Below are 21,145 nucleotides of genomic sequence, written 5' to 3'. Positions count from 1 at the left end.
CTCGTGGCGCATAACCGGCCCACCCCTCATTCCGCTCGAGGCTTCGCCCGCACGGGGCCGTACCAACGACGAGGAGACGCCGATGGCACCAGCCATCACCCTTGCCGCAGAAGCACCCAAGCTGTCTGCCGCCAACACAGGGTTCATGCTCATCTGTTCCGCTCTGGTGATGCTCATGACACCGGGCCTGGCCTTCTTCTACGGAGGCATGGTCCGCGTCAAGAGCACCCTGAACATGCTGATGATGAGCTTCATCAGCCTCGGGATCGTCACCATCCTGTGGGTGCTGTACGGCTTCTCCATGGCGTTCGGCACCGACTCCGGCAGCCTCATCGGCTGGAACTCGGACTGGGTCGGCCTCACCGGGGTGGATACGGGCGAGCTCTGGGGCTCGACCAACATCCCGCTCCTGACCTTCATGGTTTTCCAGCTGATGTTCGCGATCATCACGCCCGCCCTGATCAGCGGTGCGCTCGCGGACCGCGTGAAGTTCTCCGCCTGGGCGCTGTTCATCGCGCTGTGGGCCACGATCGTCTACTTCCCCGTCGCCCACTGGGTCTGGGGTGAGGGCGGCTGGGCCTTCGACATGGGCGTCATCGACTTCGCCGGCGGTACGGCGGTCCACATCAACGCCGGTGCCGCCGCCCTCGGCGTGATCCTGGTCATCGGCAAGCGCGTCGGCTTCAAGAAGGACCCGATGCGCCCGCACAGCCTGCCGCTGGTCATGCTCGGCGCCGGTCTGCTGTGGTTCGGCTGGTTCGGCTTCAACGCCGGTTCCTGGCTCGGCAACGACGACGGCGTCGGCTCCCTGATGTTCGTCAACACGCAGATCGCCACCGCCGCCGCCGTCCTCGGCTGGCTCGCCTACGAGAAGATCCGCCACGGCGCCTTCACCACCCTGGGCGCCGCCTCCGGCGCGGTCTCGGGTCTGGTCGCCATCACCCCGGCCGGTGGCGCGGTCACCCCGCTCGGCGCGATCGCCGTCGGTGCCATCGCCGGTGTGCTGTGCGCCATGGCCGTCAGCCTGAAGTACAAGTTCGGCTATGACGACTCCCTGGACGTCGTCGGCGTCCACCTGGTGGGCGGCATCCTCGGCTCCCTGCTGATCGGCTTCTTCGCCAGCGGCAAGGGCCAGTCCGAGGTCGCGGGCCTGTTCTACGGGGGCGGCCTGGAACAGTTCTGGAAGCAGTGCGCCGGTGTCTTCGGTGTCCTCGCCTACTCCCTGATCGTCTCCGCGGTCCTCGCCTTCGTCCTCGACAAGACCATGGGCATGCGGGTCTCCGAGGACGACGAGGTCGCCGGCATCGACCAGGCCGAGCACGCCGAGACCGCATACGACTTCAGCGGCGCCGGTGGCGGTGCCGCCAAGACCGCCGCCGTCGCGGCCGCCGTGGCCGGCGCCGAGAGCAAGAAGGTGGACGCATGAAGCTCATCACCGCCGTCGTGAAGCCGCACCGGCTCGACGAGATCAAGGAGGCCCTGCAGGCCTTCGGCGTGCACGGCCTGACGGTCACCGAGGCCAGCGGCTACGGTCGGCAGCGGGGGCACACCGAGGTCTACCGCGGTGCCGAGTACACCGTCGACCTGGTCCCCAAGATCCGCATCGAGGTCCTGGTCGAGGACGACGACGCCGAGCAGCTGATCGAGGTCGTGGTCAAGGCGGCCCGCACCGGCAAGATCGGTGACGGCAAGGTGTGGTCCGTCCCGGTCGACACGGCCGTACGGGTCCGGACCGGCGAGCGCGGCCCCGACGCGCTCTGAGGCAGGAAAACGGAACAGGAGTCGCTGGGTGACGGGTACGGATGTGCAGAAGGAAGCAGAGGACTCGGGACCCAGCGGCTACGCGGCGGCCCGGCTGCGTCTCCTCACCGAGGAGGCGCGGTCCGGGCCGCCGCGCCGTGCGGCCCTGGCCGAACTGACGGACGACTGGCTCACCGGCCTGTTCGCCGCGGGCGCGGAGGGACTGCGCGGGGCCTCCCTGGTCGCCGTCGGCGGCTACGGCCGCGGCGAGCTGTCGCCCCGCAGCGACCTCGACCTGCTCCTGCTGCACGACGGCAGCGACCCCAAGGCCGTCGCCGCCCTCGCCGACCGGCTCTGGTACCCCGTCTGGGACCTGGGCCTGGCCCTCGACCACTCCGTCCGCACGCCCGCCGAGGCCCGCAAGACCGCCGGCGAGGACCTCAAGGTGCAGCTCGGACTGCTGGACGCCCGGCACATCGCCGGTGATCTCGGCCTCACGGCCGGGCTGCGTACGGCCGTACTGGCCGACTGGCGCAACCAGGCGCCCAAACGCCTCCCCGAACTCCAGGAACTGTGCGCCGAGCGCGCCGAGCGCCAGGGTGAACTGCAGTACCTGCTGGAGCCCGACCTGAAGGAGGCCCGCGGCGGGCTGCGCGACGCCACCGCCCTGCGGGCCGTCGCCGCCTCCTGGCTCGCCGACGCCCCGCGCGAGGGCCTGGCCGACGCCCGGCGCCGGCTCCTCGACGTCCGGGACGCCCTGCACCTCGCGACCGGGCGCGCCACCGACCGGCTGGCCCTCCAGGAGCAGGACCAGGTGGCCGCCGAGCTCGGCCTGCTCGACGCGGACACGCTGCTGCGGCAGGTGTACGAGGCGGCGCGGCTCATCTCGTACGCCAGTGACGTCACCTGGCGCGAGGTCGGACGCGTGCTGCGGTCCCGCGCCGTGCGGCCCCGGCTGCGCGCCATGCTCGGGGGCGGGAAGCCGACCGCCGAGCGGTCCCCGCTGGCCGAGGGCGTCGTCGAGCAGGACGGCGAGGTGGTGCTCGCCCGTGCCGCGCGCCCCGAGCGCGATCCCGTCCTGCCGCTGCGCGCCGCCGCTGCCGCCGCCCAGGCCGGACTCCCGCTCTCCCTGCACGCCGTACGGCGCCTGGCGGCCACCGTGCGCCCGGTGCCCACGCCCTGGCCCGCCGAGGCACGCGAACAGCTGGTCACCCTGCTCGGCTCCGGCCGCCCCACCATCGAGGTCTGGGAGGCGCTGGAGGCCGAGGGGCTGGTCACCCGGCTGCTGCCCGACTGGGAGCGGGTCCGCTGCCGCCCGCAGCGCAACGCCGTGCACCTGTGGACCGTCGACCGGCACCTCATCGAGACCGCGGTACGCGCGTCCGAGTTCACGCGCCGGGTCAGCCGGCCCGACCTGCTGCTGGTCGCCGCGCTGTTGCACGACATCGGCAAGGGCTGGCCCGGCGACCACTCGGTCGCCGGCGAGATCATTGCCAAGGACGTGGCCGCCCGCATCGGCTTCGACCGCCACGACGTGGCGGTCGTCGCCACCCTCGTACGCCACCACCTGCTCCTCGTCGAGACGGCCACCCGGCGTGACCTGGAGGACCCGGCCACCGTGCGCGCGGTCGCCGAGGCCGTCGGCTCCCAGGGCACCCTGGAACTGCTGCACGCGCTCACCGAGGCCGACGCCCTGGCCACCGGCCCGGCCGCCTGGTCCACCTGGCGCGGCTCGCTCGTCGCCGACCTGGTCGAACGGGTCTCGGCGGTGCTCGCCGGGGACGACCCGGCCGACCCCGAGGAGGCCGCGCCGACCGCCGAGCAGGAGCGGCTCGCCCTGGAAGCGGCCGCGACGGGCAGTCCCGTCCTCGCCCTGCGGGCCCAGACCGAGCCGCCCGCCGGACAGGAGCCGTCCGGCGATCCCGAGCCGCTGGGCGTGGAACTGCTCATCGCCGTCCCCGACCAGCCCGAGGTGCTGCCCGCGGTGGCCGGTGTGCTGGCCATGCACCGGCTGACCGTGCGGACCGCCGAGCTGCGGTCCGTGCATCTCCCGGACGGCGTCGACGGCTCCGTCCTGCTGCTCGACTGGCGGGTCGCCGCAGAGTACGGCTCCCTGCCGCAGGCCGCCCGCCTGCGCGCGGACCTCGTCCGGGCCCTGGACGGCTCCCTGGACATCGCCGGCCGTCTCGCCGAACGGGACGCGGCCTATCCGCGCCGCCGGGGCGTGATCGCGCCGCCCCCGAGGGTGTCGGTCCATCCGGCCGCCTCCCGGCTGGCCACCGTCATCGAGGTCCGCTCCCAGGACGCCCCGGGCCTGCTGTTCCGCATCGGCCGGGCCTTGGAGGACGCGAGCGTACGGGTGCGCAGCGCGCACGTCTCCACGCTCGGCGCCAACGCCGTCGACGCCTTCTACGTGACCGGCCCGGAGGGTGCGCCGCTGCCCGGTGACGAGGCCGCGGCGGTGGCGCGGAAGCTGGAGGAGACACTGCGAGGGTGAGCCCGACCCGGCGACTTGTCACGCCGGGATACCCTGGAGGGCGATTCCCCAGTCTGTCTCCGACCCCGAGGACCGCGAGCGCCGTGTTCGATACTCTTTCCGATCGCCTCTCAGCGACCTTCAAGAACCTGCGCGGCAAGGGACGGCTCTCCGAGGCGGACATCGACGCCACGGCGCGCGAGATCCGGATCGCGCTGCTCGAGGCGGACGTGGCGCTTCCGGTCGTCCGGACGTTCATCAAGAACGTCAAGGAGCGTGCCCTCGGCGCCGAGGTCTCCAAGGCACTGAACCCCGCCCAGCAGGTCCTCAAGATCGTCAACGAGGAACTGGTCACCATCCTCGGCGGCGAGACCCGGCGCCTGCGCTTCGCCAAGCAGCCGCCCACCGTGATCATGCTCGCGGGTCTGCAGGGTGCCGGTAAGACCACCCTGGCGGGCAAGCTCGGCCGTTGGCTGAAGGAGCAGGGCCACTCGCCGCTGCTCGTGGCCTGTGACCTCCAGCGGCCCAACGCCGTCAACCAGCTCAGCGTCGTCGCCGAGCGTGCCGGTGTCGCGGTCTACGCACCGGAGCCGGGCAACGGCGTCGGTGACCCGGTCAAGGTCGCCAAGGACTCCATCGAGCACGCCAAGTCAAGGGTCCACGACATCGTGATCGTGGACACCGCCGGCCGCCTCGGCATCGACCAGGAGATGATGCAGCAGGCCGCGGACATCCGCGACGCCGTCTCCCCGGACGAGATCCTGTTCGTCGTCGACGCGATGATCGGCCAGGACGCCGTCAACACCGCCGAGGCCTTCCGCGACGGCGTCGGCTTCGACGGCGTGGTGCTCTCCAAGCTCGACGGTGACGCCCGCGGTGGTGCCGCGCTGTCGATCCGGCAGATCACCGGCAAGCCGATCATGTTCGCGTCGAACGGCGAGAAGCTCGACGACTTCGACGCCTTCCACCCTGACCGGATGGCCTCCCGCATCCTCGACATGGGTGACCTGCTCACCCTGATCGAGCAGGCGGAGAAGACGTTCAGCCAGGAAGAGGCCGAGAAGATGGCCTCCAAGCTGGCGTCCAAGAAGGGCCAGGACTTCACCCTGGACGACTTCCTGGCCCAGATGGAGCAGGTCCGCAAGATGGGCTCCATCTCCAAGCTGCTCGGCATGCTTCCGGGCATGGGCCAGATGAAGGACCAGATCAACAACCTGGACGAGCGGGACGTCGACCGCACGGCCGCCATCATCAAGTCGATGACCCCGGCCGAGCGCCAGGAGCCGACGATCATCAACGGCTCGCGCCGCGCCCGTATCGCCAAGGGCTCCGGTGTCGAGGTCAGTGCGGTCAAGAACCTGGTCGAGCGGTTCTTCGAGGCCCGCAAGATGATGTCCCGCATGGCGCAGGGCGGCGGCATGCCCGGGATGCCGGGGATGCCCGGCATGGGTGGTGGCCCCGGCCGGACGAAGAAGAAGCAGAAGCAGGCCAAGGGCAAGCAGCGCTCCGGCAACCCGATGAAGCGCAAGCAGCAGGAGCAGGAGGAGGCCGCCCGCCGGGCCGCCGCGGCCGAGGGCGGCGGCGCCTTCGGCCTGCCGCAGCAGGGCGGCAAGGACTTCGAACTTCCCGACGAGTTCAAGAAGTTCATGGGCTGACGGCCTGTCCGAACCGCAGTGAGGGCGCCCCCTTCTCCAAGGGGGCGCCCTCACCGGGTTTTCAGCGGCTCGCGCTTCAGCCGTTCGGGAACTTCCAGATGTACGGCTCGCCGTCCTCCTCGGACCAGTGGACCTCGACGCTCTTGGCGTTCGCCGGGATCACGTACGTCTCGCAGAAGACATGGCTCTCGCCCTGCTTCCAGCTGTCGACGTCGTAGGGGTCCTCGCAGCCCGCGGCGTCCTCGGACGCGCCGATGAGGACGGAGCCGCGCTGCCCGTCGGCGAAGACCGTGGCGCCGTCGTGCACGTCGGAACCGTCGGTCAGGGCGGGCCCGCTCTTGTGCGTGTACTTCAGGTGCGCGACGGCCAGCACCTTGCCCTTGACCTTGTCGGGCTCCGAGACGGCCTTCGCCGCCTCCGCCTCGGTGCCCACGTCGACCTTCTGTGCCAGGACCTCGTACGTGACCTCGCCCGGGTCCTCCGCCACCTTGCCCGTGGTGCTCTCGCCGGCCTCCATCTCACCGCCCGAAGCGGGCTCCGGCGACGGGGAGACCCGGGCCTTCTCGGTGGCCGGGCTCTTCGCGTCCGCGCTGTCGTCGCCGCCACCGCAGGCGGTGAGCGTCAGGGCGAGGACGGTGACGGGCGCGACGAGGCGCAGCGCGGTCTGGTGGTGCGGCACAGCAACTCCTGTATGCAGATGTGTAAGTCCCTCGAGCGGTGGATCACATTAAGCGCTCATGATCCACTTGGTGAAACCCAAAGCACCCCATGGTGCGTTCTTCACACCATTCACACCTGCATCGGAGAACTGGTTCGTCAGGGTGTCCGGGCGATCAAGTACCGGAACACGTTCGGCATCCACACCGTCCCGTCCTGGCGCTGGTGCGGATGCAGGGCCTCGGCCAGCTCCTTGTCCACCTGCACCTGGTCCGTTGCCGTGATCGCCGCGTCGAACAGCCCTGTCGACTTCAGCCCGCGCACCGCGCTGTCCACGTCGGCGTAGCCGAAGGGGCACGCCACCCGCCCCGACCCGTCCGGCGCGAGCCCGGCCCGCTGGGCGACGTCCTCCAGGTCGTCGCGGCAGGCGGGACGCCAGCTGCCCGAGGTGCGCAGCGGCTCCGCCAGCTTCGTGGCCACCCGCATCACGGACGCCGTGGCACACCGCTCCGGCGGGCCCCAGCCGGCCAGCACCACGGCCGCACCGCGCCGGGTGAGCGGCGTCGCCTCCGCGAGCTGGCCACCCAGTCCCTCCGAGTCGCCCGCCAGGCACCCGATCGGCTCGAAGGCGGTCACCAGGGTGTACCCGGGAGCGCCCGGCACCGCGGTGTCCCGGGGGGTCCCGTCGACCAGCCGGGCATCCGGACGCGTCCGCGTGCCCGGTGCCTCGGGCAGCAGCCGCTGACGCGCCAGGGCCAGTCTTTCGGGGGAGACGTCGACACCGGTGACCGTCGCTCCCCGGGCGGCGGCCATCAGCAGGGAGAGCCCGGAACCGCAGCCGAGGCCGAGCAGCCGTGTGGCCGGACCCACTTCCAGTCGCTCGTAGACGGCCTCGTAGAGCGGTACGAGCATCCGCTCCTGGATCTCGGACCAGTCACGCGCGCGTGCACGCAGGTCCACGCGGGGTGCGGCCCCCGCGTGAGGCAGGTGCTGCCGCACGAGCGTAGGTGTCATAAGTAAGCGCCCCAATCCGCCGAGAGTTGCCTCTTGCCCGATTCCATGGCCCCCGTGACAGTGCGCTCGCACTACCCCCGTATGCCAGGAAACTCCCCCCTCGACCTGTCGTCCAGTGGAATGCGGCAGGGCTTGTGAGTTGTCATGTGCCTATGGCGAGATTTCACATTCCGGCAACGTCGGCCCGTCCCGGCCGAGCTGGACGATCACACGGTGACCCGACGAGGTCTGGTCGCCGAGGGCGGGTCGGTGCCGGACGCGGACGACGCACCGGGTAACGTCGCGGTCGTCGCACGCGCTCACCGAGCCGTGGCACGCGCCCTGCCGGGTGGGGTGCAAGGCGGCCGAAACACCTCTTGCGCACCAGCGGACTCCTGCTGTCCCGGCGCGCGGAGAGGTCCTACGCGCTGGGGCGTACGCGAGGCTACGCACCACCTTGTGGTGAGCTGCGAGGCTTCTCCACAGATCAGCGCACCCGCCCTCGTCAGGACGCATCAGAGGCAACTGACGGGTACGTGCAAATTATTTGGGATGGCCCGGAATCGGAACACTGGGGCACCCCGGCTCGTTGTCATTACGTGAGCACGACACAGACACCACCTGTTCTCGCCGCAGAGCTGGCACAGGCGTGGGCCGATATTCAGCGGTACCACCCCGAGCTGCCCGACCTTGCCGCGCCAGAGTCCCTGATCGGGGAGTCGTCGTCCGCGTGCGGTCACGAGCTCTCCTTCGAGCGACTGCTCCATGAGGCAGTCCATGGCATCGCCGCCGCGCGCGGCGTCCGCGACACCTCCCGTGCCGGCCGCTACCACAACCGCAGATTCCTCGCCATCGCCGAGGAGCTGGGCCTGGACCACCCCGAGGAACCGCATCCCAGCAGCGGCTTCTCCCTGGTCACGCTCACCCCCGAGGCGAAGCGCCGCTACCGACCGACGATGGAGCGTCTCCAGCGTGCCCTGAAGGCCCACACCGCAGCGACCTCCTCCGACACCTCCCGCACCTTCCGGGGCCCGGCCGCCCGGCACGGCTCCTCCGGCGGCGGCGTCCGGGTCAAGGCGGTCTGCGACTGCGGCCGCAACGTCCGGGTCGTCCCATCGGTCCTCGCCCAGGCCCCGATCGTCTGCGGCGGCTGCGGCAAGCCGTTCCGGATCCCGGACGTCGTGGGAGCGGTAGCGAGCTGACGCCATCCACCGGCAACTCGTGGCTGCCGGTCTTCGGCGCAGGGCTCGGGCCGTGTCGCGCACCCGACGTGCCTCACCACCACGCCGGGTGCGCCGTCGGCGTGCCCGCACAGCGGCTGGGGCCCCCGGCCCGGAGCGGCCCGTGGGGTGTGGCACAATGGCTAGCTGTACTCGACAGTCGCACAGGACCCCTCTCTCCTCCGGCTGACGCGTCCATCGGGCACTCGGGTACCGCAACCCCACGCGGCTTTCTCGCCGTGCCCAACCACGTCAAAACCAGGAGAACCCACTCCCGTGGCAGTCAAGATCAAGCTGAAGCGTCTGGGCAAGATCCGTTCGCCTCACTACCGCATCGTCGTCGCCGACTCCCGCACCCGTCGTGACGGCCGTGCGATCGAGGAGATCGGCAAGTACCACCCGACGTACAACCCGTCGGTGATCGAGGTCGACGCCGAGCGTGTGGCGTACTGGCTCGGTGTCGGCGCCCAGCCGACCGAGCCCGTGATGGCCATCCTCAAGAAGACCGGTGACTGGCAGAAGTTCAAGGGCGAGCCCGCCCCGGCTCCGCTGCTGACCCAGCCCGAGAAGGCCGCGCGCCCGTCGTTCGAGGCCATCGGCGGCGACGACGAGGGCAAGGGTGAGGCGATCACCCAGAAGAAGAAGGCTGAGAAGAAGGACGAGGCCGCCGCTGAGTCCGCTTCGACCGAGGCCTGAGCATGCTCGAGGAGGCTCTCGAGCACCTCGTGAAGGGCATCGTCGACAACCCTGACGATGTGCAGGTCGCCTCGCGCAACCTGCGCCGCGGTCGCGTGCTCGAGGTCCGGGTCCACCCGGACGACCTCGGCAAGGTGATCGGCCGCAACGGCCGCACCGCACGCGCCCTGCGGACCGTCGTGGGCGCCATCGGCGGTCGCGGCGTCCGCGTCGACCTCGTCGACGTGGATCACGTCCGCTGACGCTTATCGCGCAACCGGCTCGGGCCGGGGAGGGCCTGCGGGCCGTCCCCGGCCCGCAGTCGTATGACAGGAGACTGGACACGTGCAGCTGGTAGTCGCACGGATCGGCCGTGCCCATGGCATCAAGGGTGAGGTCACCGTCGAGGTGCGGACCGACGAGCCGGAGCTGAGGCTCGGCCCCGGTGCCGTACTCACCACCGATCCCGCCGCTGCGGGACCGCTCACCATCGCGACGGGCCGCGTCCACAGTGGCCGTCTCCTGCTGCGCTTCGAGGGGGTCAGCGACCGCACCGGCGCCGAGGCCCTGCGCAACACCCTCCTGATCGCCGAGATCGACCCGGAGGAACTGCCCGAGGGCGAGGACGAGTACTACGACCACCAGCTCATGGACCTCGACGTGGTCACGGCGGACGGCGCTGAGGTCGGGCGGATCACCGAGATCTCACACCTGCCCACCCAGGACCTGTTCATCGTGGAGCGCCCCGACGGCAGCGAGGTGATGATCCCCTTCGTCGAGGAGATCGTCAGGGAGATCGACCTGGAGGAGCAGAGGGCCGTCATCACCCCGCCGCCGGGTCTGATCGACGACCGCGCCGAGATCGCCTCCAGCCGGGAAGACGCCTCCGGCCGGGAAGAGTCGTAATGCGCCTCGACGTCGTCACGATCTTCCCCGAGTACCTGGAGCCGCTGAACGTCTCCCTCGTCGGCAAGGCGCGCGCGCGTGGACAGCTCGACGTGAACGTCCACGACCTGCGCTCCTGGACCTACGACCGCCACAACACCGTCGACGACACCCCGTACGGCGGTGGCCCCGGCATGGTCATGAAGACCGAACCGTGGGGGGACGCACTGGACTCCGTCCTGGCCGACGGCTACGAGACGGGCTCCCGTGCGCCCGCCCTCATCGTGCCCACCCCCAGTGGCCGCCCCTTCACCCAGGAACTCGCCGTCCACCTCTCCGAGCGCCCCTGGCTGATCTTCACACCGGCCCGCTACGAGGGCATCGACCGCCGCGTCGTCGACGAGTACACGACACGGATGCCGGTCTACGAGGTGTCCATCGGCGACTACGTCCTGGCCGGCGGCGAGGCGGCTGTCCTCGTCATGACCGAGGCCGTGGCGCGGCTGCTGCCCGGGGTCCTGGGCAACGCCGAGTCCCACCGGGACGACTCCTTCGCGCCCGGGGCGATGGCGAACCTGCTGGAGGGACCCGTCTACACCAAGCCGCCCGAGTGGCGCGGCCGGGACATCCCCGACGTGCTGCTCAGCGGGCACCACGGGAAGATCGCCCGCTGGCGCCGCGACGAGGCCCTGAAGCGCACCGCCGCCCACCGGCCCGACCTCATCGAGCGGTGCGACCCCAAGGCCTTCGACAAGAAGGACCGCGAGATGCTCTCCATCCTGGGCTGGGCCCCCGACCTGGCCGGGGAGCCGTACGGCCGATTTTGGCGCAGGACCGACGGCGTGGAAGAATAGCCAGCTGTTGTGCGTCCGTCCGGCGTGCGCCCCTGCCACAGGGGGAGACGACGCCCGCCCCGACCCGCACACACCTGATCCCGAAACACCTAGTTTCCGTTGATGACCTGTGGCATCAGCGAGGAAAGCAGACGAAATGTCTCACCTGCTCGACACCGTCGACTCCGCGTCGCTGCGCAGCGACGTCCCCGCCTTCCGCCCGGGCGACACCGTCAACGTCCACGTCCGCGTCATCGAGGGCAACCGCTCCCGAGTGCAGCAGTTCAAGGGCGTTGTGATCCGCCGCCAGGGCTCCGGCGTGCGCGAGACCTTCACGGTCCGCAAGGTCTCCTTCTCCGTCGGCGTCGAGCGCACCTTCCCGGTGCACACCCCGATCGTGGAGAAGATCGAGCTCGTCACCAGGGGTGACGTCCGCCGCGCCAAGCTGTACTACCTGCGCGAGCTGCGCGGCAAGGCCGCGAAGATCAAGGAGAAGCGCGAGAGCTGAGCGCTCTCCGGGGTTCGCGTCGGGGCCGGATAGCATCTGGCTCCGATGGACACCGAAGCACAGCACACGGAGCGCGACCGCTCCTCCCGCCCGTCCGGATCCGAGGGAACCACCCCGGAAGCCGCAGGGCCGGAGGACCGGTCGCGTTTCGCGTTGGTGTCGCGCGTCAGCTCCTGCATCCCGGGCGGCCGGTTCACCCTCATCCTGCTGCTCTGCCTGCTGTTCCTGTTGTTGCTCAGCACGTTCGTGCTGCGCCCCTTCCAGATCCCCAGCGGATCCATGGAGCAGGGATTGAGGGTCGGGGACCGGGTTCTCGTAAATAAGTTGGCGTACCGTTTCGGTGCCGCGCCGCAGCGGGGAGACATCGTCGTGTTCGACGGAACCGGGTACTTCGGGCACGCGGACTACATCAAACGCGTTGTCGGCGTGGGGGGAGACAGCGTGGTCTGCTGCGACAGGGAGGGGAGGATCCAGGTGAACGGCCGGCCGGTCGACGAGTCAGGCTTCCTGTATCCGGGCGACAGCCCGTCCACGGTGGCCTTCGACGTCGTCGTGCCCGGCGGCACCCTGTTCGTCCTCGGCGACCACCGCAGCGACTCCAGCGACTCCCGTGACCACCTCGGCTCGCCGGGCGGCGGCATGATCCCCGTCGGCGACGTGATCGGCCGCGCCGACTGGATCATCTGGCCCGTCGGCCACGCCACCCGGCTGAACCGCCCGGACGCCTACGCGCGCGTGCCCGCCGCCGCAGAGGCGGGCGCCCATGGGTAACCGCGGCAAACCGCGCGGCGTCCCTGCGGGCCCCGCGGAGAACCTGCTGCCCACCGGCGCCCGGCGTGCCGCCGGCCCGTCCGGAGGCCGTACGCGTGCCGAGCGCCGCAAGCTCCAGCGCAAGGTCAAGCGGCGCCGCAGGCGCGGTGCCGTCAAGGAGATACCGCTCCTCGTGGGCGTCGCCGTCCTGATAGCGCTCGTGCTGAAGACGTTCCTCGTCCAGGCCTTCGTCATCCCGTCCGGCTCCATGGAGCAGACGATCCAGATCGGCGACCGCGTCCTGGTCGACAAGCTCACCCCGTGGTTCGGCTCGAAGCCGCAGCGCGGGGACGTCGTCGTCTTCAAGGACCCCGGCGGCTGGCTGCAGGACGAGCAGACCACCCCCAAGAAGGACGATCCCATCGTCATCAAACAGGTCAAGGAAGGACTCACCTTCATCGGCCTGCTGCCGTCCGACAACGAGAAGGACCTCATCAAGAGGGTCGTCGGCGTCGGCGGCGACCGCGTCAAGTGCTGCGACACGCAGGGGCGCGTGACCGTCAACGGCGTCCCGCTGAACGAGGACTACCTCTACCCCGGCATCGCCCCGTCCGACACGCCGTTCGACATCACGGTCCCGCAGGGGCGGCTGTGGGTGATGGGCGACCACCGGAACAACTCCGCGGACTCCCGCGCCCACCAGGACACCGACTACGGGGGCACCGTCTCCGAGGACGAGGTGGTGGGCCGCGCCATGGTCATCGCCTGGCCCTTCGGCCACTGGAACATGCTGGAAGAGCCGAATACGTACGCCTCCGTGTCCGACTCGGCCCCCGGGTCGACCGCTGCTCCCGAACTGTCGCATAGGGTTGCCTCCTACGATTCGAACGGAACGATCCAGCTCCCGACCCCTGCGGAACTCCCGCTCGTTATGGGAGTGGTGGGCCTGCGTCGTGTATGGGGCAGGCGGCGGCACAGAGTGAGGAGTTGGCGTGGGGGATGTGGCGGTCGGCGCACGGTCCGGACACGACGGCGAGGAGCATCGCGGACGCCCCGCGGAATCCGCCGTCCCGGCCGCGGACAGCGCCGTGACCTCCGGGAGTGACTCCGGGGCACCCGAGGACGACAGGGTGACGGGCGAGCACACGACAGCCGGGGGCCAGGGGCCGGGCGGTACGGCCCGCACCCCGAAGAAGCCGCGCTCCTTCTGGAAGGAGCTGCCCATCCTGATCGGTATCGCGCTCGTGCTGGCGCTGCTGATCAAGACCTTCCTGGTGCAGGCGTTCTCCATCCCCTCCGACTCGATGCAGAACACCCTCCAGCAGGGTGACCGCGTCCTGGTCGACAAGCTCACCCCGTGGTTCGGCTCCGAGCCCGAGCGCGGCGAGGTCGTCGTCTTCCACGACCCGGACAACTGGCTGGCCGGCGAGCCGACCACGGATCCGAACGCCCTGCAGACCTTCCTCAGCTGGATCGGCCTCATGCCGTCCGCGGAGGAGAAGGACCTCATCAAGCGCGTCGTCGGCGTCGGCGGCGACACTCTCGAGTGCAAGGGCACGGGCCCGCTCACCGTCAACGGCAAGGCGCTGAACGAGCAGTCGTACGTCTACGCGGGCAACACGCCGTGCAGCGTCGACGACCAGGGCGGCCAGTTCAAGGTGAAGGTCCCCGAGGGCTACATCTGGGTCATGGGCGACCACCGGCAGAACTCGCGGGACTCCCGCTACAACCAGGCCGACAAGAACCACGGCATGGTCCCGGTGAAGGACGTCGTCGGACGCGCCGTCGTCGTCGCCTGGCCGATCAACCGCTGGAGCACCCTGCCGGTGCCGGACACCTTCGACCAGTCCGGGCTGAACGCCCAGCCCGCCGTCGCCGGTCTGCCGGCCGCGCCGCAGGGCCTGGCGCTGGCCGGAGTGGTGCCGGTGGTGTGGTGGCGTCGCAGGAAGCAGTGATCCCGGCCATGGGCTGACCCCGGCCGGTACCCCCGGGTAGGGTGCGGACCCATGGGTGGCGAGAGCATGACGCACACGGCCCCGCGCAGCGGCGGCCCGGGCACGGGCCCGGTGGGCAGCCGGACCGGACAGCGGTTGTCCGGGCTGGCCGTCGCACTGGGCCTTGTGCTGTTCCTGGGCGGATTCGCCTGGGGAGCCGTGGTCTACCGGCCGTACACCGTGCCCACCAGCTCGATGACGCCGACGATCGACGCCGGCGACCGGATCCTGGCGCAGCGCGTCGACGGCGGAGCGGTGCGCCGCGGTGACGTCGTCGTCTTCAAGGACGCGACCTGGGCCAACGCGCCGATGGTCAAGCGCGTGGTCGCCGTCGGCGGCGACACGGTCTCCTGCTGCCAGGACGGCAAGCTGAAGGTCAACGGCAAGGAGATCGACGAGACCTACCTGCCCAAGGGCACACCGGCCGGGACGAGCAACTTCCCGGCCGTGACCGTGCCCAAGGGCCGGCTCTTCCTGCTCGGCGACGAGCGAGGCAACTCCGTGGACTCCACGGCCCACCTGACCGACGCCGCCAGCGGCACGGTGGCGCGCTCCGCCGTGGACGCCCGCGTCGACGCCGTCGTCTGGCCCATGAAGGGCATGCTGGAGCGCCCCACCGGCTTCGAGCCGCTCAGCACCCTCTCCTCGCCCGGCCCGCTGCGGACGATCACCGTCCTCGTGATCGCCGGCGCCGTGCTCGTCCTGGGCGGAGGCGCCTACGGGCCCATCGCCAAGCGCGCCGGCGCCGCCCGGGCCCGACGGGAGAGCGCGGAGCCCGCAGGTGTCCGCTGAGACCGTGGGTGAGGGGCAGGGCACCTGTGAGAGCGGGTTGCGCAGGGTCGCCAGGGTGGTGCTGCTCGACCCGCGGGACCGCATCCTGCTGCTGCACGGGCACGAGCCGGACGACCCGGCCGACGACTGGTGGTTCACCCCCGGCGGGGGAGTGGAGGGCGACGAGACCCGTGAACAGGCCGCCCTGCGGGAACTCGCCGAGGAGACGGGCATCACCGAGGTCGAACTCGGCCCGGTGCTGTGGCGGCGGCGGTGCTCCTTCCCGTTCGCGGGCCGCCGCTGGGACCAGGACGAGTGGTACTACCTGGCGCGTACGGACCGCACGGCGGTGGCCGCCACCGGGCTGACCGAGCTGGAACGGCGCAGCGTCGCCGGAGCGCGCTGGTGGACGTGTCCGGAACTGGGCCGGGCACATGAGACGGTGTATCCGACCAGACTCGCCGGGCTGCTGCGCACGCTGCTCGACGAAGGTCCCCCGGCCAGGCCTGTGATCCTTGACCCGGAAATCGTCTAGCGGCTCACGGGACTGGCGCACAATGGGGGGATCGCACGGCTGAAGGGGAACATGCCATGAGCGCCGAGGACCTCGAGAAGTACGAGACCGAGATGGAGCTGAAGCTCTACCGGGAGTACCGCGATGTCGTCGGTCTGTTCAAATACGTGATCGAGACCGAGCGGCGTTTCTACCTGACCAATGACTACGAGATGCAGGTGCACTCGGTTCAGGGTGAGGTGTTCTTCGAGGTGTCCATGGCGGATGCCTGGGTGTGGGACATGTATCGGCCGGCGCGTTTCGTGAAGCAGGTCCGGGTACTCACGTTCAAGGACGTGAATATCGAGGAGCTGAACAAGAGCGACCTGGAGCTGCCGAGCGGGTGACGTCCGCCCTGTCACCCGGGAGGGTGGCGAGGTTGTCCACAGCCGCTGGGCTGTCCACCAAGATTCACTTCGCGATGGCGGGCGGGTGATCGTTGGCACCGGAGGTGGTGTCGACATGACCGCACATCTGGCACGCAGTGCCATGGGCAAGTACGGGGAGGGCCTCGCCGCACGACGGCTGGCCGAGGCCGGTCTGAGGGTCCTGGAGCGCAACTGGCGCTCCGGCCGGGCCGGCGAGATCGACATCGTGGCCAGGGAAGGGGACGTCCTGGTCGTCTGCGAGGTCAAGACCCGCAGGGAGGGCCCCTTCGAGCACCCGATGGCGGCCGTGACCCCGCAGAAGGCGGAGCGGCTGCGGGGCCTGGCCGAGCGGTGGATCCAGACACACGGGGGCGCGCCGCCCGGCGGGGTCCGCATCGACGTGGTCGGGGTGCTGCTTCCGGCCCGCGGCGCCGCCGTGGTCGAGCATGTGCGGGGGGTGGCCTGAATGGCATTCGCCCGTACGTGTTCGGTGGCGCTGGTGGGCGTCGAGGGCGTGGTCGTCGAGGTCCAGGCCGACCTCGAACCAGGCGTCGCGGCCTTCGCGCTGGTGGGGCTCCCCGACAAGAGCCTCACGGAGAGCCGGGACCGGGTGCGCGCCGCGGTCGTCAACTCGGGCGCGGCCTGGCCCCAGAAGAAGCTCACGGTCGGCCTGAGCCCGGCCTCGGTACCGAAGTCGGGCAGCGGCTTCGACCTGGCCGTCGCGACGGCGGTCCTCGGCGCGGCGGAGCGCATCGACCCGCGGGTGCTCTCCGACATCGTGATGATCGGCGAACTCGGACTGGACGGGCGGGTGCGGCCGGTGCGGGGGGTGTTGCCGGCGGTGCTGGCGGCGGCGGACGCGGGATATGAGCAGGTGGTGGTGCCGGAGTGCGCTGCCGCCGAGGCATCTCTCGTGCCCGGGGTGTCGGTGCTGGGCGTCCGCAGTCTGCGGCAGCTGATCGCCATCCTGGCCGACGAACCCGTGCCCGACGAGGAACAGGACGAGCAGGGCCGCCCGGGCCCCCTGCTCGCCGGGTTGCGCGTGCCCGGGACCGGCGCGGCCACGGGCATGCACAGCGTCGGCGCGGCCCAGCACGACCACGGCCACGACTTGGCGGACGTCGTCGGGCAGACCTCGGCGCGCACGGCCGTGGAGGTGGCCGCTGCGGGCGGGCACCACCTCTTCCTCGAAGGGCCGCCCGGCGCCGGCAAGACGATGCTCGCCGAGCGGCTGCCCGCCGTCCTGCCCCGGCTCGGCCGGCAGGAGTCGCTGGAGGTCACCGCGGTGCACTCGGTCGCGGGCCTGCTGCCCCCGGGCAAGCCGCTGATCGACGTCGCGCCCTACTGCGCCCCGCACCACTCGGCCACCATGCAGGCGCTCGTCGGTGGCGGCCCGGGCGTCGCACGGCCCGGGGCCGTGTCGCTGTCTCATCGTGGGGTGCTGTTCCTGGACGAAACGCCGGAATTCAACAGCCAGGCCCTGGACGCGCTGCGTCAGCCGCTGGAGGCGGGGCACGTCGTGATCGCGCGCAGTGCGGGAGTCGTGCGGTTCCCGGCGAAGTTCCTCATGGTGCTCGCGGCCAACCCCTGCCCGTGCGGCCGGTTCTCGCAGCGGGACGACCTGTGCGAGTGCCCGCCCTCGGCCATCCGCCGCTATCAGGCCAGGCTCTCCGGCCCGCTGCTGGACCGGGTCGACCTCCGCGTCGAGGTGGACCGCGTCACCCGGACCCAGCTGACCGCCTCCGGCGCCCGGGGCGAGTCGACCGCGACGGTCGCCGACCGGGTCCGGTCGGCCCGCGAACGGGCTGCGGGGCGCCTGGCCGGGACCCCCTGGTGCACGAACAGCGAGGTGCCCGGCCGTGAGCTGCGCAGCCGCTGGTACGCGGTGCCCGGCGCGATGGACGAGGCCGAGCGGAACCTGGAGCGGGGCGTCCTGACCGCCCGCGGCCTCGACCGCGTCCTGCGTGTGGCCTGGACCGTCGCCGATCTCGTCGGCCACGACCGACCCGACGCGACGGACGTCGCCCTCGCGCTTCAGCTGCGCACCGGAGTGCCACGAGGCGTCCCCATGGCCATCGGGGCGCTGACATGAGCGGTGTCGACGAACCGGACGACGAGCTGCTCGGCCGGGTCCTGCTCACCCGTGTCATCGAGCCCGGCGACGAGGTCGGCGGGCGGTGGGTGCGGGAGCTCGGGGTCGGGGAAGCGGTGCGGCGGTTACGGGAGGGCGGGGCCGCTCTGCCCGGGGTGAGCGGGAAGCGGTGGGCCGGGCTGGTGGCCAGGGCGGAGGCCGCCCGGCCGCGCCGGGACCTGGAGGCCGCCCGGGACGCCGGGGTGCGGTTCGTGTCTCCTGGGGACGCCGAGTGGCCCCGGCAGCTCGACGATCTCGGGGATGCCCGGCCCCTGGGGCTCTGGGTGCGAGGGCGGCCCAGCCTGCGGATGTGGGCGCTGAAGTCGGTCGCCGTGGTCGGCGCCCGGGCCTGCACCGAGTACGGGGCCCATATGGCCGCGACCCTCGCCGCCGGCCTCGCCGAGCAGGGCTGGGTCGTGGTGTCCGGCGGCGCCTACGGGGTCGACGGCGCCGCCCATCGTGGAGCGCTCGGAGCCGGCGGCGCGACCGTCGCGGTCCTCGCCTGCGGCGTCGACCGGCCCTACCCCCGCGGCCACACCCGGCTGATCGGCAGAATCGCCGAACAGGGCCTGGTGATCGGTGAGTTGCCGCCCGGCGATCATCCGACGCCGAGCCGGTTCATCCTGCGGAACAGAGTGATCGCCGCGCTCACCCGCGGCACGGTGGTCGTCGAGGCCGCCCACCGCAGCGGCTCCCTGGTCACCGCGCGGGCGGCACAGCGCCTCGGCCGGCACACGATGGGCGTACCGGGCCCCGCCACCAGCGGGCTCTCCGCAGGAGTGCACGATCTGCTGCGCGGGGAGGCCACCCTGGTCACCGACGTCGCGGACGTCGTCGAACTGGTCGGTGCCATCGGAGAGCTGGCCCCCGGCCGGCGCGGCCCCGTCCTGCCCCGGGACCTGCTGGAACCGGCCACCCGGCAGGTGCTCGCCGCACTGCCCGGACGCGGGACGGCCCGGCCGGACGAGATCGCGCGTTCCGCACAGACCGTCAAGGATGACGCGATCGCGAGACTGTACGAACTCCGGGCACTCGGTTACGTCGAACGACACGGCGACGGCTGGAAGTTGACACGCCAGGCGGTGACGTCGGTCCGCCACGGTCACGACCGGGGCTGACCGGGTGTGTTCGGCCGTCCGGGGGAACCTCTACACCCCTTGGAAATGCGCCCAGTTGGGGTCCTCCGGTGATCACACCGGACGGCCGGGGTGCCCCGGCCGGACGTCCTCAGGAACGTATCTGCGCCCGCCTTCACCTCCGCCCTTCGCGCACCGCGACACCGCAGTCACGCTACGCTCACGAGGATCCCGACACGGACAGGCAACTCGACATCAGACAGACAGCCCACCCCAGCAGCACCACTCCGCAGCAGAACGGCACAAGGCGACGAATGCCCCAGCACACCTCCGGGTCCGACCGGGCGGCGATCCCCCCAGCCGCCCGTGACGGTGGCAGCGTGCGGCCGCCCGCTCCCTCGACGCTCGACGAGCTGTGGCGGTCGTACAAGGCGACGGGGGACGAGCGGCTGCGGGAGCAGCTGATCCTGCACTATTCGCCGCTCGTGAAGTACGTCGCGGGACGGGTCAGTGTGGGCCTGCCGTCCAACGTCGAACAGGCGGACTTCGTCTCGTCCGGGGTGTTCGGGCTGATCGACGCGATCGAGAAGTTCGACATCGACCGCGAGATCAAGTTCGAGACGTACGCGATCACCAGGATCCGCGGCGCGATGATCGACGAGCTGCGGGCGCTGGACTGGATTCCCCGCTCCGTGCGGCAGAAGGCGCGCAACGTGGAACGGGCATACGCCACCCTGGAGGCACGGCTGCGGCGGACGCCGTCGGAGGGCGAGGTGGCCTCCGAGATGGGCATCGCGGTCGAGGACCTCCACGCGGTGTTCAGCCAGTTGTCGCTGGCCAACGTGGTGGCCCTGGAGGAGCTGCTGCACGGTGGCGGGGCCGAGGGCGGCGACGGGCTGAGCGTCATGGACACGCTGGAGGACCACGCCGCCGACAACCCGGTCGAGGTCGCCGAGGACCGGGAGCTGCGGAGGTTCCTGGCCCGGGCGATCAACACGCTGCCCGACCGGGAGAAGACCGTGGTGACGCTGTACTACTACGAGGGCCTCACCCTGGCCGAGATCGGCAACGTGCTGGGTGTGACCGAGAGCCGGGTCAGCCAGATCCACACCAAGTCGGTGTTGCAGCTGAGAGCGAAACTGGCGAGCTTCGGCCGCTGACCGGCCCGGATGCCGTCGGGCCGGCGGGAAGCACTCCCGTACGGCCGGACGCGTCCGTAGAGTGTTGACGTGCCAAGGATTCGAGCGGCCTCCGTGGCCGAGCACCGGTCGATGCAGCGAGCCGCCCTGCTGGACGCGGCTCGTTCCTTGTTGTCCGAGGGCGGTACGGAGGCGCTGACCTTCCCGGCCCTCGCCGAGCGGACGGGCCTCGCGCGATCGTCCGTCTATGAGTACTTCCGGTCACGGGCAGCCGTGGTCGAGGAACTGTGCGAGGTCGACTTCCCGGTCTGGGCGGCGGACGTGTCGGCGGCGATGGAGCGGGCCGGGACGCCCGAGGCCAAGGTCGAGGCGTACGTGCGGCAGCAACTGGAACTGGTCGGGGACCGGCGGCACCGGGCGGTGGTTGCGATCTCCGCGAGTGAGCTCGACGCGGGGGCGCGGGAGAAGATCCGGGCGGCGCACGGCGGGCTGGTCACCATGATCGTCGAGGCGCTGGGCGAGCTGGGGCATGAGCAGCCCCGGCTGGCGGCGATGTTGTTGCAGGGGGTGGTGGACGCCGCCGTGCGGAGGATCGAACTGGGGGCGGCGGAGGAGCCGGCCGCCATCGTCGACGCGGCTGTTTCGATGGCTCTGCGGGGCGTGCGGGGCTGACGGCGGCGGGGCTGGGGCCGGCGGTGGGCCGCCCTCAGGAGGGCGGCCC

Annotated in this window: 23 protein-coding genes; 21 read left to right on the top strand and 2 right to left on the bottom strand. The window is 71.2% G+C overall.

Annotated features, from left to right (window positions below; genetic code table 11):
- The first annotated feature begins 82 nt into the window (after positions 1–82).
- The 4 genes from ACFU3E_RS21700 (at position 83) to ffh (ending at position 5,871) form a co-directional block, all read left to right on the top strand.
- The gene (locus ACFU3E_RS21700) at positions 83–1,426 is read left to right on the top strand and encodes an ammonium transporter (protein ID WP_384160516.1); all 1,344 of its coding nucleotides are present in this window, start codon (positions 83–85) and stop codon (positions 1,424–1,426) included.
- Positions 1,423–1,761, top strand: coding sequence for a P-II family nitrogen regulator (locus tag ACFU3E_RS21695; RefSeq protein ID WP_019328769.1), 339 nt, complete (start codon positions 1,423–1,425; stop codon positions 1,759–1,761). Before ACFU3E_RS21700 ends, ACFU3E_RS21695 begins: the two co-directional genes overlap by 4 nt.
- A gap of 28 nt (positions 1,762–1,789) precedes the next feature.
- The gene (locus tag ACFU3E_RS21690) at positions 1,790–4,237 is read left to right on the top strand and encodes a [protein-PII] uridylyltransferase (protein ID WP_384160512.1); all 2,448 of its coding nucleotides are present in this window, start codon (positions 1,790–1,792) and stop codon (positions 4,235–4,237) included.
- 83 nt (positions 4,238–4,320) lie between these two features.
- Positions 4,321–5,871 carry a signal recognition particle protein gene (gene ffh, locus ACFU3E_RS21685; protein WP_384160509.1) on the top strand — a complete coding sequence of 517 codons (1,551 nt, stop codon included), beginning with the start codon at positions 4,321–4,323 and terminating at the stop codon, positions 5,869–5,871.
- A 76-nt stretch (positions 5,872–5,947) separates the two neighbouring features.
- On the opposite strand, the gene ACFU3E_RS21680 is transcribed toward ffh, so the two are convergent.
- Together ACFU3E_RS21680 and ACFU3E_RS21675 are read right to left on the bottom strand one after the other, a co-directional pair.
- Positions 5,948–6,550, bottom strand: coding sequence for a hypothetical protein (locus tag ACFU3E_RS21680; protein WP_384160507.1), 603 nt, complete (start codon positions 6,548–6,550; stop codon positions 5,948–5,950).
- A 137-nt stretch (positions 6,551–6,687) separates the two neighbouring features.
- Positions 6,688–7,542 (bottom strand): methyltransferase domain-containing protein, encoded by an 855-nt coding sequence (locus ACFU3E_RS21675; RefSeq protein WP_384160504.1) that lies wholly within the window; start codon positions 7,540–7,542, stop codon positions 6,688–6,690.
- 578 nt (positions 7,543–8,120) lie between these two features.
- Between ACFU3E_RS21675 and ACFU3E_RS21670 the strand changes: the two genes are divergently transcribed.
- The 17 genes from ACFU3E_RS21670 to ACFU3E_RS21590 all read left to right on the top strand — a co-directional run bounded on the left by ACFU3E_RS21670 (position 8,121) and on the right by ACFU3E_RS21590 (position 21,096).
- Positions 8,121–8,723, top strand: coding sequence for a hypothetical protein (locus tag ACFU3E_RS21670; RefSeq protein WP_283970237.1), 603 nt, complete (start codon positions 8,121–8,123; stop codon positions 8,721–8,723).
- 294 nt (positions 8,724–9,017) lie between these two features.
- On the top strand, positions 9,018–9,437 hold the full coding sequence (gene rpsP / locus ACFU3E_RS21665) for a 30S ribosomal protein S16 (RefSeq protein WP_010044494.1): 420 nt from the start codon (positions 9,018–9,020) through the stop codon (positions 9,435–9,437).
- A gap of 2 nt (positions 9,438–9,439) precedes the next feature.
- Complete coding sequence (locus ACFU3E_RS21660; RefSeq protein ID WP_003973401.1) at positions 9,440–9,679, top strand: RNA-binding protein; 240 nt, start codon at positions 9,440–9,442, stop codon at positions 9,677–9,679.
- A gap of 82 nt (positions 9,680–9,761) precedes the next feature.
- Positions 9,762–10,322: a ribosome maturation factor RimM gene (gene rimM, locus ACFU3E_RS21655; RefSeq protein WP_384160500.1), complete on the top strand. Its 561-nt coding sequence runs from the start codon at positions 9,762–9,764 to the stop codon at positions 10,320–10,322.
- Positions 10,322–11,155: a tRNA (guanosine(37)-N1)-methyltransferase TrmD gene (gene trmD, locus ACFU3E_RS21650; protein WP_384160496.1), complete on the top strand. Its 834-nt coding sequence runs from the start codon at positions 10,322–10,324 to the stop codon at positions 11,153–11,155. Before rimM ends, trmD begins: the two co-directional genes overlap by 1 nt.
- Before the next feature lie 136 nt (positions 11,156–11,291).
- Complete coding sequence (gene rplS / locus ACFU3E_RS21645) at positions 11,292–11,642, top strand: 50S ribosomal protein L19 (protein WP_351485043.1); 351 nt, start codon at positions 11,292–11,294, stop codon at positions 11,640–11,642.
- Positions 11,643–11,687: 45 nt separating this feature from the next.
- The gene (lepB, locus tag ACFU3E_RS21640; RefSeq protein ID WP_384160493.1) at positions 11,688–12,413 is read left to right on the top strand and encodes a signal peptidase I; all 726 of its coding nucleotides are present in this window, start codon (positions 11,688–11,690) and stop codon (positions 12,411–12,413) included.
- Positions 12,406–13,497 carry a signal peptidase I gene (lepB, locus tag ACFU3E_RS21635; protein WP_384160490.1) on the top strand — a complete coding sequence of 364 codons (1,092 nt, stop codon included), beginning with the start codon at positions 12,406–12,408 and terminating at the stop codon, positions 13,495–13,497. The genes lepB (ACFU3E_RS21640) and lepB (ACFU3E_RS21635) overlap by 8 nt, the downstream gene beginning before the upstream one ends.
- Entirely contained in the window at positions 13,385–14,347 is a 963-nt protein-coding gene (gene lepB / locus ACFU3E_RS21630) for a signal peptidase I (RefSeq protein WP_384160487.1), read from the top strand. Before lepB (ACFU3E_RS21635) ends, lepB (ACFU3E_RS21630) begins: the two co-directional genes overlap by 113 nt.
- A 51-nt stretch (positions 14,348–14,398) precedes the next feature.
- On the top strand, positions 14,399–15,178 hold the full coding sequence (gene lepB, locus ACFU3E_RS21625; RefSeq protein ID WP_384160484.1) for a signal peptidase I: 780 nt from the start codon (positions 14,399–14,401) through the stop codon (positions 15,176–15,178).
- A complete protein-coding gene (locus ACFU3E_RS21620; RefSeq protein ID WP_384160481.1) occupies positions 15,168–15,692 on the top strand; it encodes an NUDIX hydrolase in 525 nt (174 codons plus the stop codon). The genes lepB (ACFU3E_RS21625) and ACFU3E_RS21620 overlap by 11 nt, the downstream gene beginning before the upstream one ends.
- 56 nt (positions 15,693–15,748) lie before the next feature.
- Positions 15,749–16,057 (top strand): DUF2469 domain-containing protein, encoded by a 309-nt coding sequence (locus ACFU3E_RS21615; protein ID WP_003993268.1) that lies wholly within the window; start codon positions 15,749–15,751, stop codon positions 16,055–16,057.
- Between the two features lie 85 nt (positions 16,058–16,142).
- Positions 16,143–16,544 carry a YraN family protein gene (locus ACFU3E_RS21610; RefSeq protein WP_384160478.1) on the top strand — a complete coding sequence of 134 codons (402 nt, stop codon included), beginning with the start codon at positions 16,143–16,145 and terminating at the stop codon, positions 16,542–16,544.
- Positions 16,545–18,170, top strand: a complete 1,626-nt coding sequence (locus tag ACFU3E_RS21605; protein WP_384160475.1) for a YifB family Mg chelatase-like AAA ATPase — start codon at positions 16,545–16,547, stop codon at positions 18,168–18,170.
- A complete protein-coding gene (gene dprA, locus ACFU3E_RS21600) occupies positions 18,167–19,327 on the top strand; it encodes a DNA-processing protein DprA (protein ID WP_384160472.1) in 1,161 nt (386 codons plus the stop codon). The genes ACFU3E_RS21605 and dprA overlap by 4 nt, the downstream gene beginning before the upstream one ends.
- Positions 19,328–19,599: 272 nt before the next feature.
- Complete coding sequence (whiG, locus tag ACFU3E_RS21595) at positions 19,600–20,445, top strand: RNA polymerase sigma factor WhiG (protein ID WP_384160469.1); 846 nt, start codon at positions 19,600–19,602, stop codon at positions 20,443–20,445.
- A gap of 111 nt (positions 20,446–20,556) precedes the next feature.
- Positions 20,557–21,096, top strand: a complete 540-nt coding sequence (locus ACFU3E_RS21590; protein ID WP_384160684.1) for a TetR/AcrR family transcriptional regulator — start codon at positions 20,557–20,559, stop codon at positions 21,094–21,096.
- Positions 21,097–21,145: the final 49 nt, after the last annotated feature.

The sequence above is a fragment of the Streptomyces sp. NPDC057424 genome (assembly GCF_042803315.1).
Classification (GTDB): Bacteria; Actinomycetota; Actinomycetes; order Streptomycetales; family Streptomycetaceae; genus Streptomyces.
This window is presented reverse-complemented; position numbering and strand designations above follow the sequence as displayed.

Excerpts from the sequence above, each read along its gene's own strand:
- ACFU3E_RS21700 (WP_384160516.1), top strand. The coding sequence starts at position 83 with ATGGCACCAGCCATCACCCTTGCCGCAGAAGCACCCAAGCTGTCTGCC.
- ACFU3E_RS21695 (WP_019328769.1), top strand. The coding sequence starts at position 1,423 with ATGAAGCTCATCACCGCCGTCGTGAAGCCGCACCGGCTCGACGAGATC.
- ACFU3E_RS21675 (WP_384160504.1), bottom strand. The coding sequence starts at position 7,542 with ATGACACCTACGCTCGTGCGGCAGCACCTGCCTCACGCGGGGGCCGCA.
- ACFU3E_RS21660 (WP_003973401.1), top strand. The coding sequence starts at position 9,440 with ATGCTCGAGGAGGCTCTCGAGCACCTCGTGAAGGGCATCGTCGACAAC.
- trmD (WP_384160496.1), top strand. The coding sequence starts at position 10,322 with ATGCGCCTCGACGTCGTCACGATCTTCCCCGAGTACCTGGAGCCGCTG.
- rplS (WP_351485043.1), top strand. The coding sequence starts at position 11,292 with ATGTCTCACCTGCTCGACACCGTCGACTCCGCGTCGCTGCGCAGCGAC.
- lepB (WP_384160493.1), top strand. The coding sequence starts at position 11,688 with ATGGACACCGAAGCACAGCACACGGAGCGCGACCGCTCCTCCCGCCCG.
- lepB (WP_384160490.1), top strand. The coding sequence starts at position 12,406 with ATGGGTAACCGCGGCAAACCGCGCGGCGTCCCTGCGGGCCCCGCGGAG.
- lepB (WP_384160484.1), top strand. The coding sequence starts at position 14,399 with ATGGGTGGCGAGAGCATGACGCACACGGCCCCGCGCAGCGGCGGCCCG.
- ACFU3E_RS21615 (WP_003993268.1), top strand. The coding sequence starts at position 15,749 with ATGAGCGCCGAGGACCTCGAGAAGTACGAGACCGAGATGGAGCTGAAG.
- ACFU3E_RS21605 (WP_384160475.1), top strand. The coding sequence starts at position 16,545 with ATGGCATTCGCCCGTACGTGTTCGGTGGCGCTGGTGGGCGTCGAGGGC.
- dprA (WP_384160472.1), top strand. The coding sequence starts at position 18,167 with ATGAGCGGTGTCGACGAACCGGACGACGAGCTGCTCGGCCGGGTCCTG.
- whiG (WP_384160469.1), top strand. The coding sequence starts at position 19,600 with ATGCCCCAGCACACCTCCGGGTCCGACCGGGCGGCGATCCCCCCAGCC.
- ACFU3E_RS21590 (WP_384160684.1), top strand. The coding sequence starts at position 20,557 with ATGCAGCGAGCCGCCCTGCTGGACGCGGCTCGTTCCTTGTTGTCCGAG.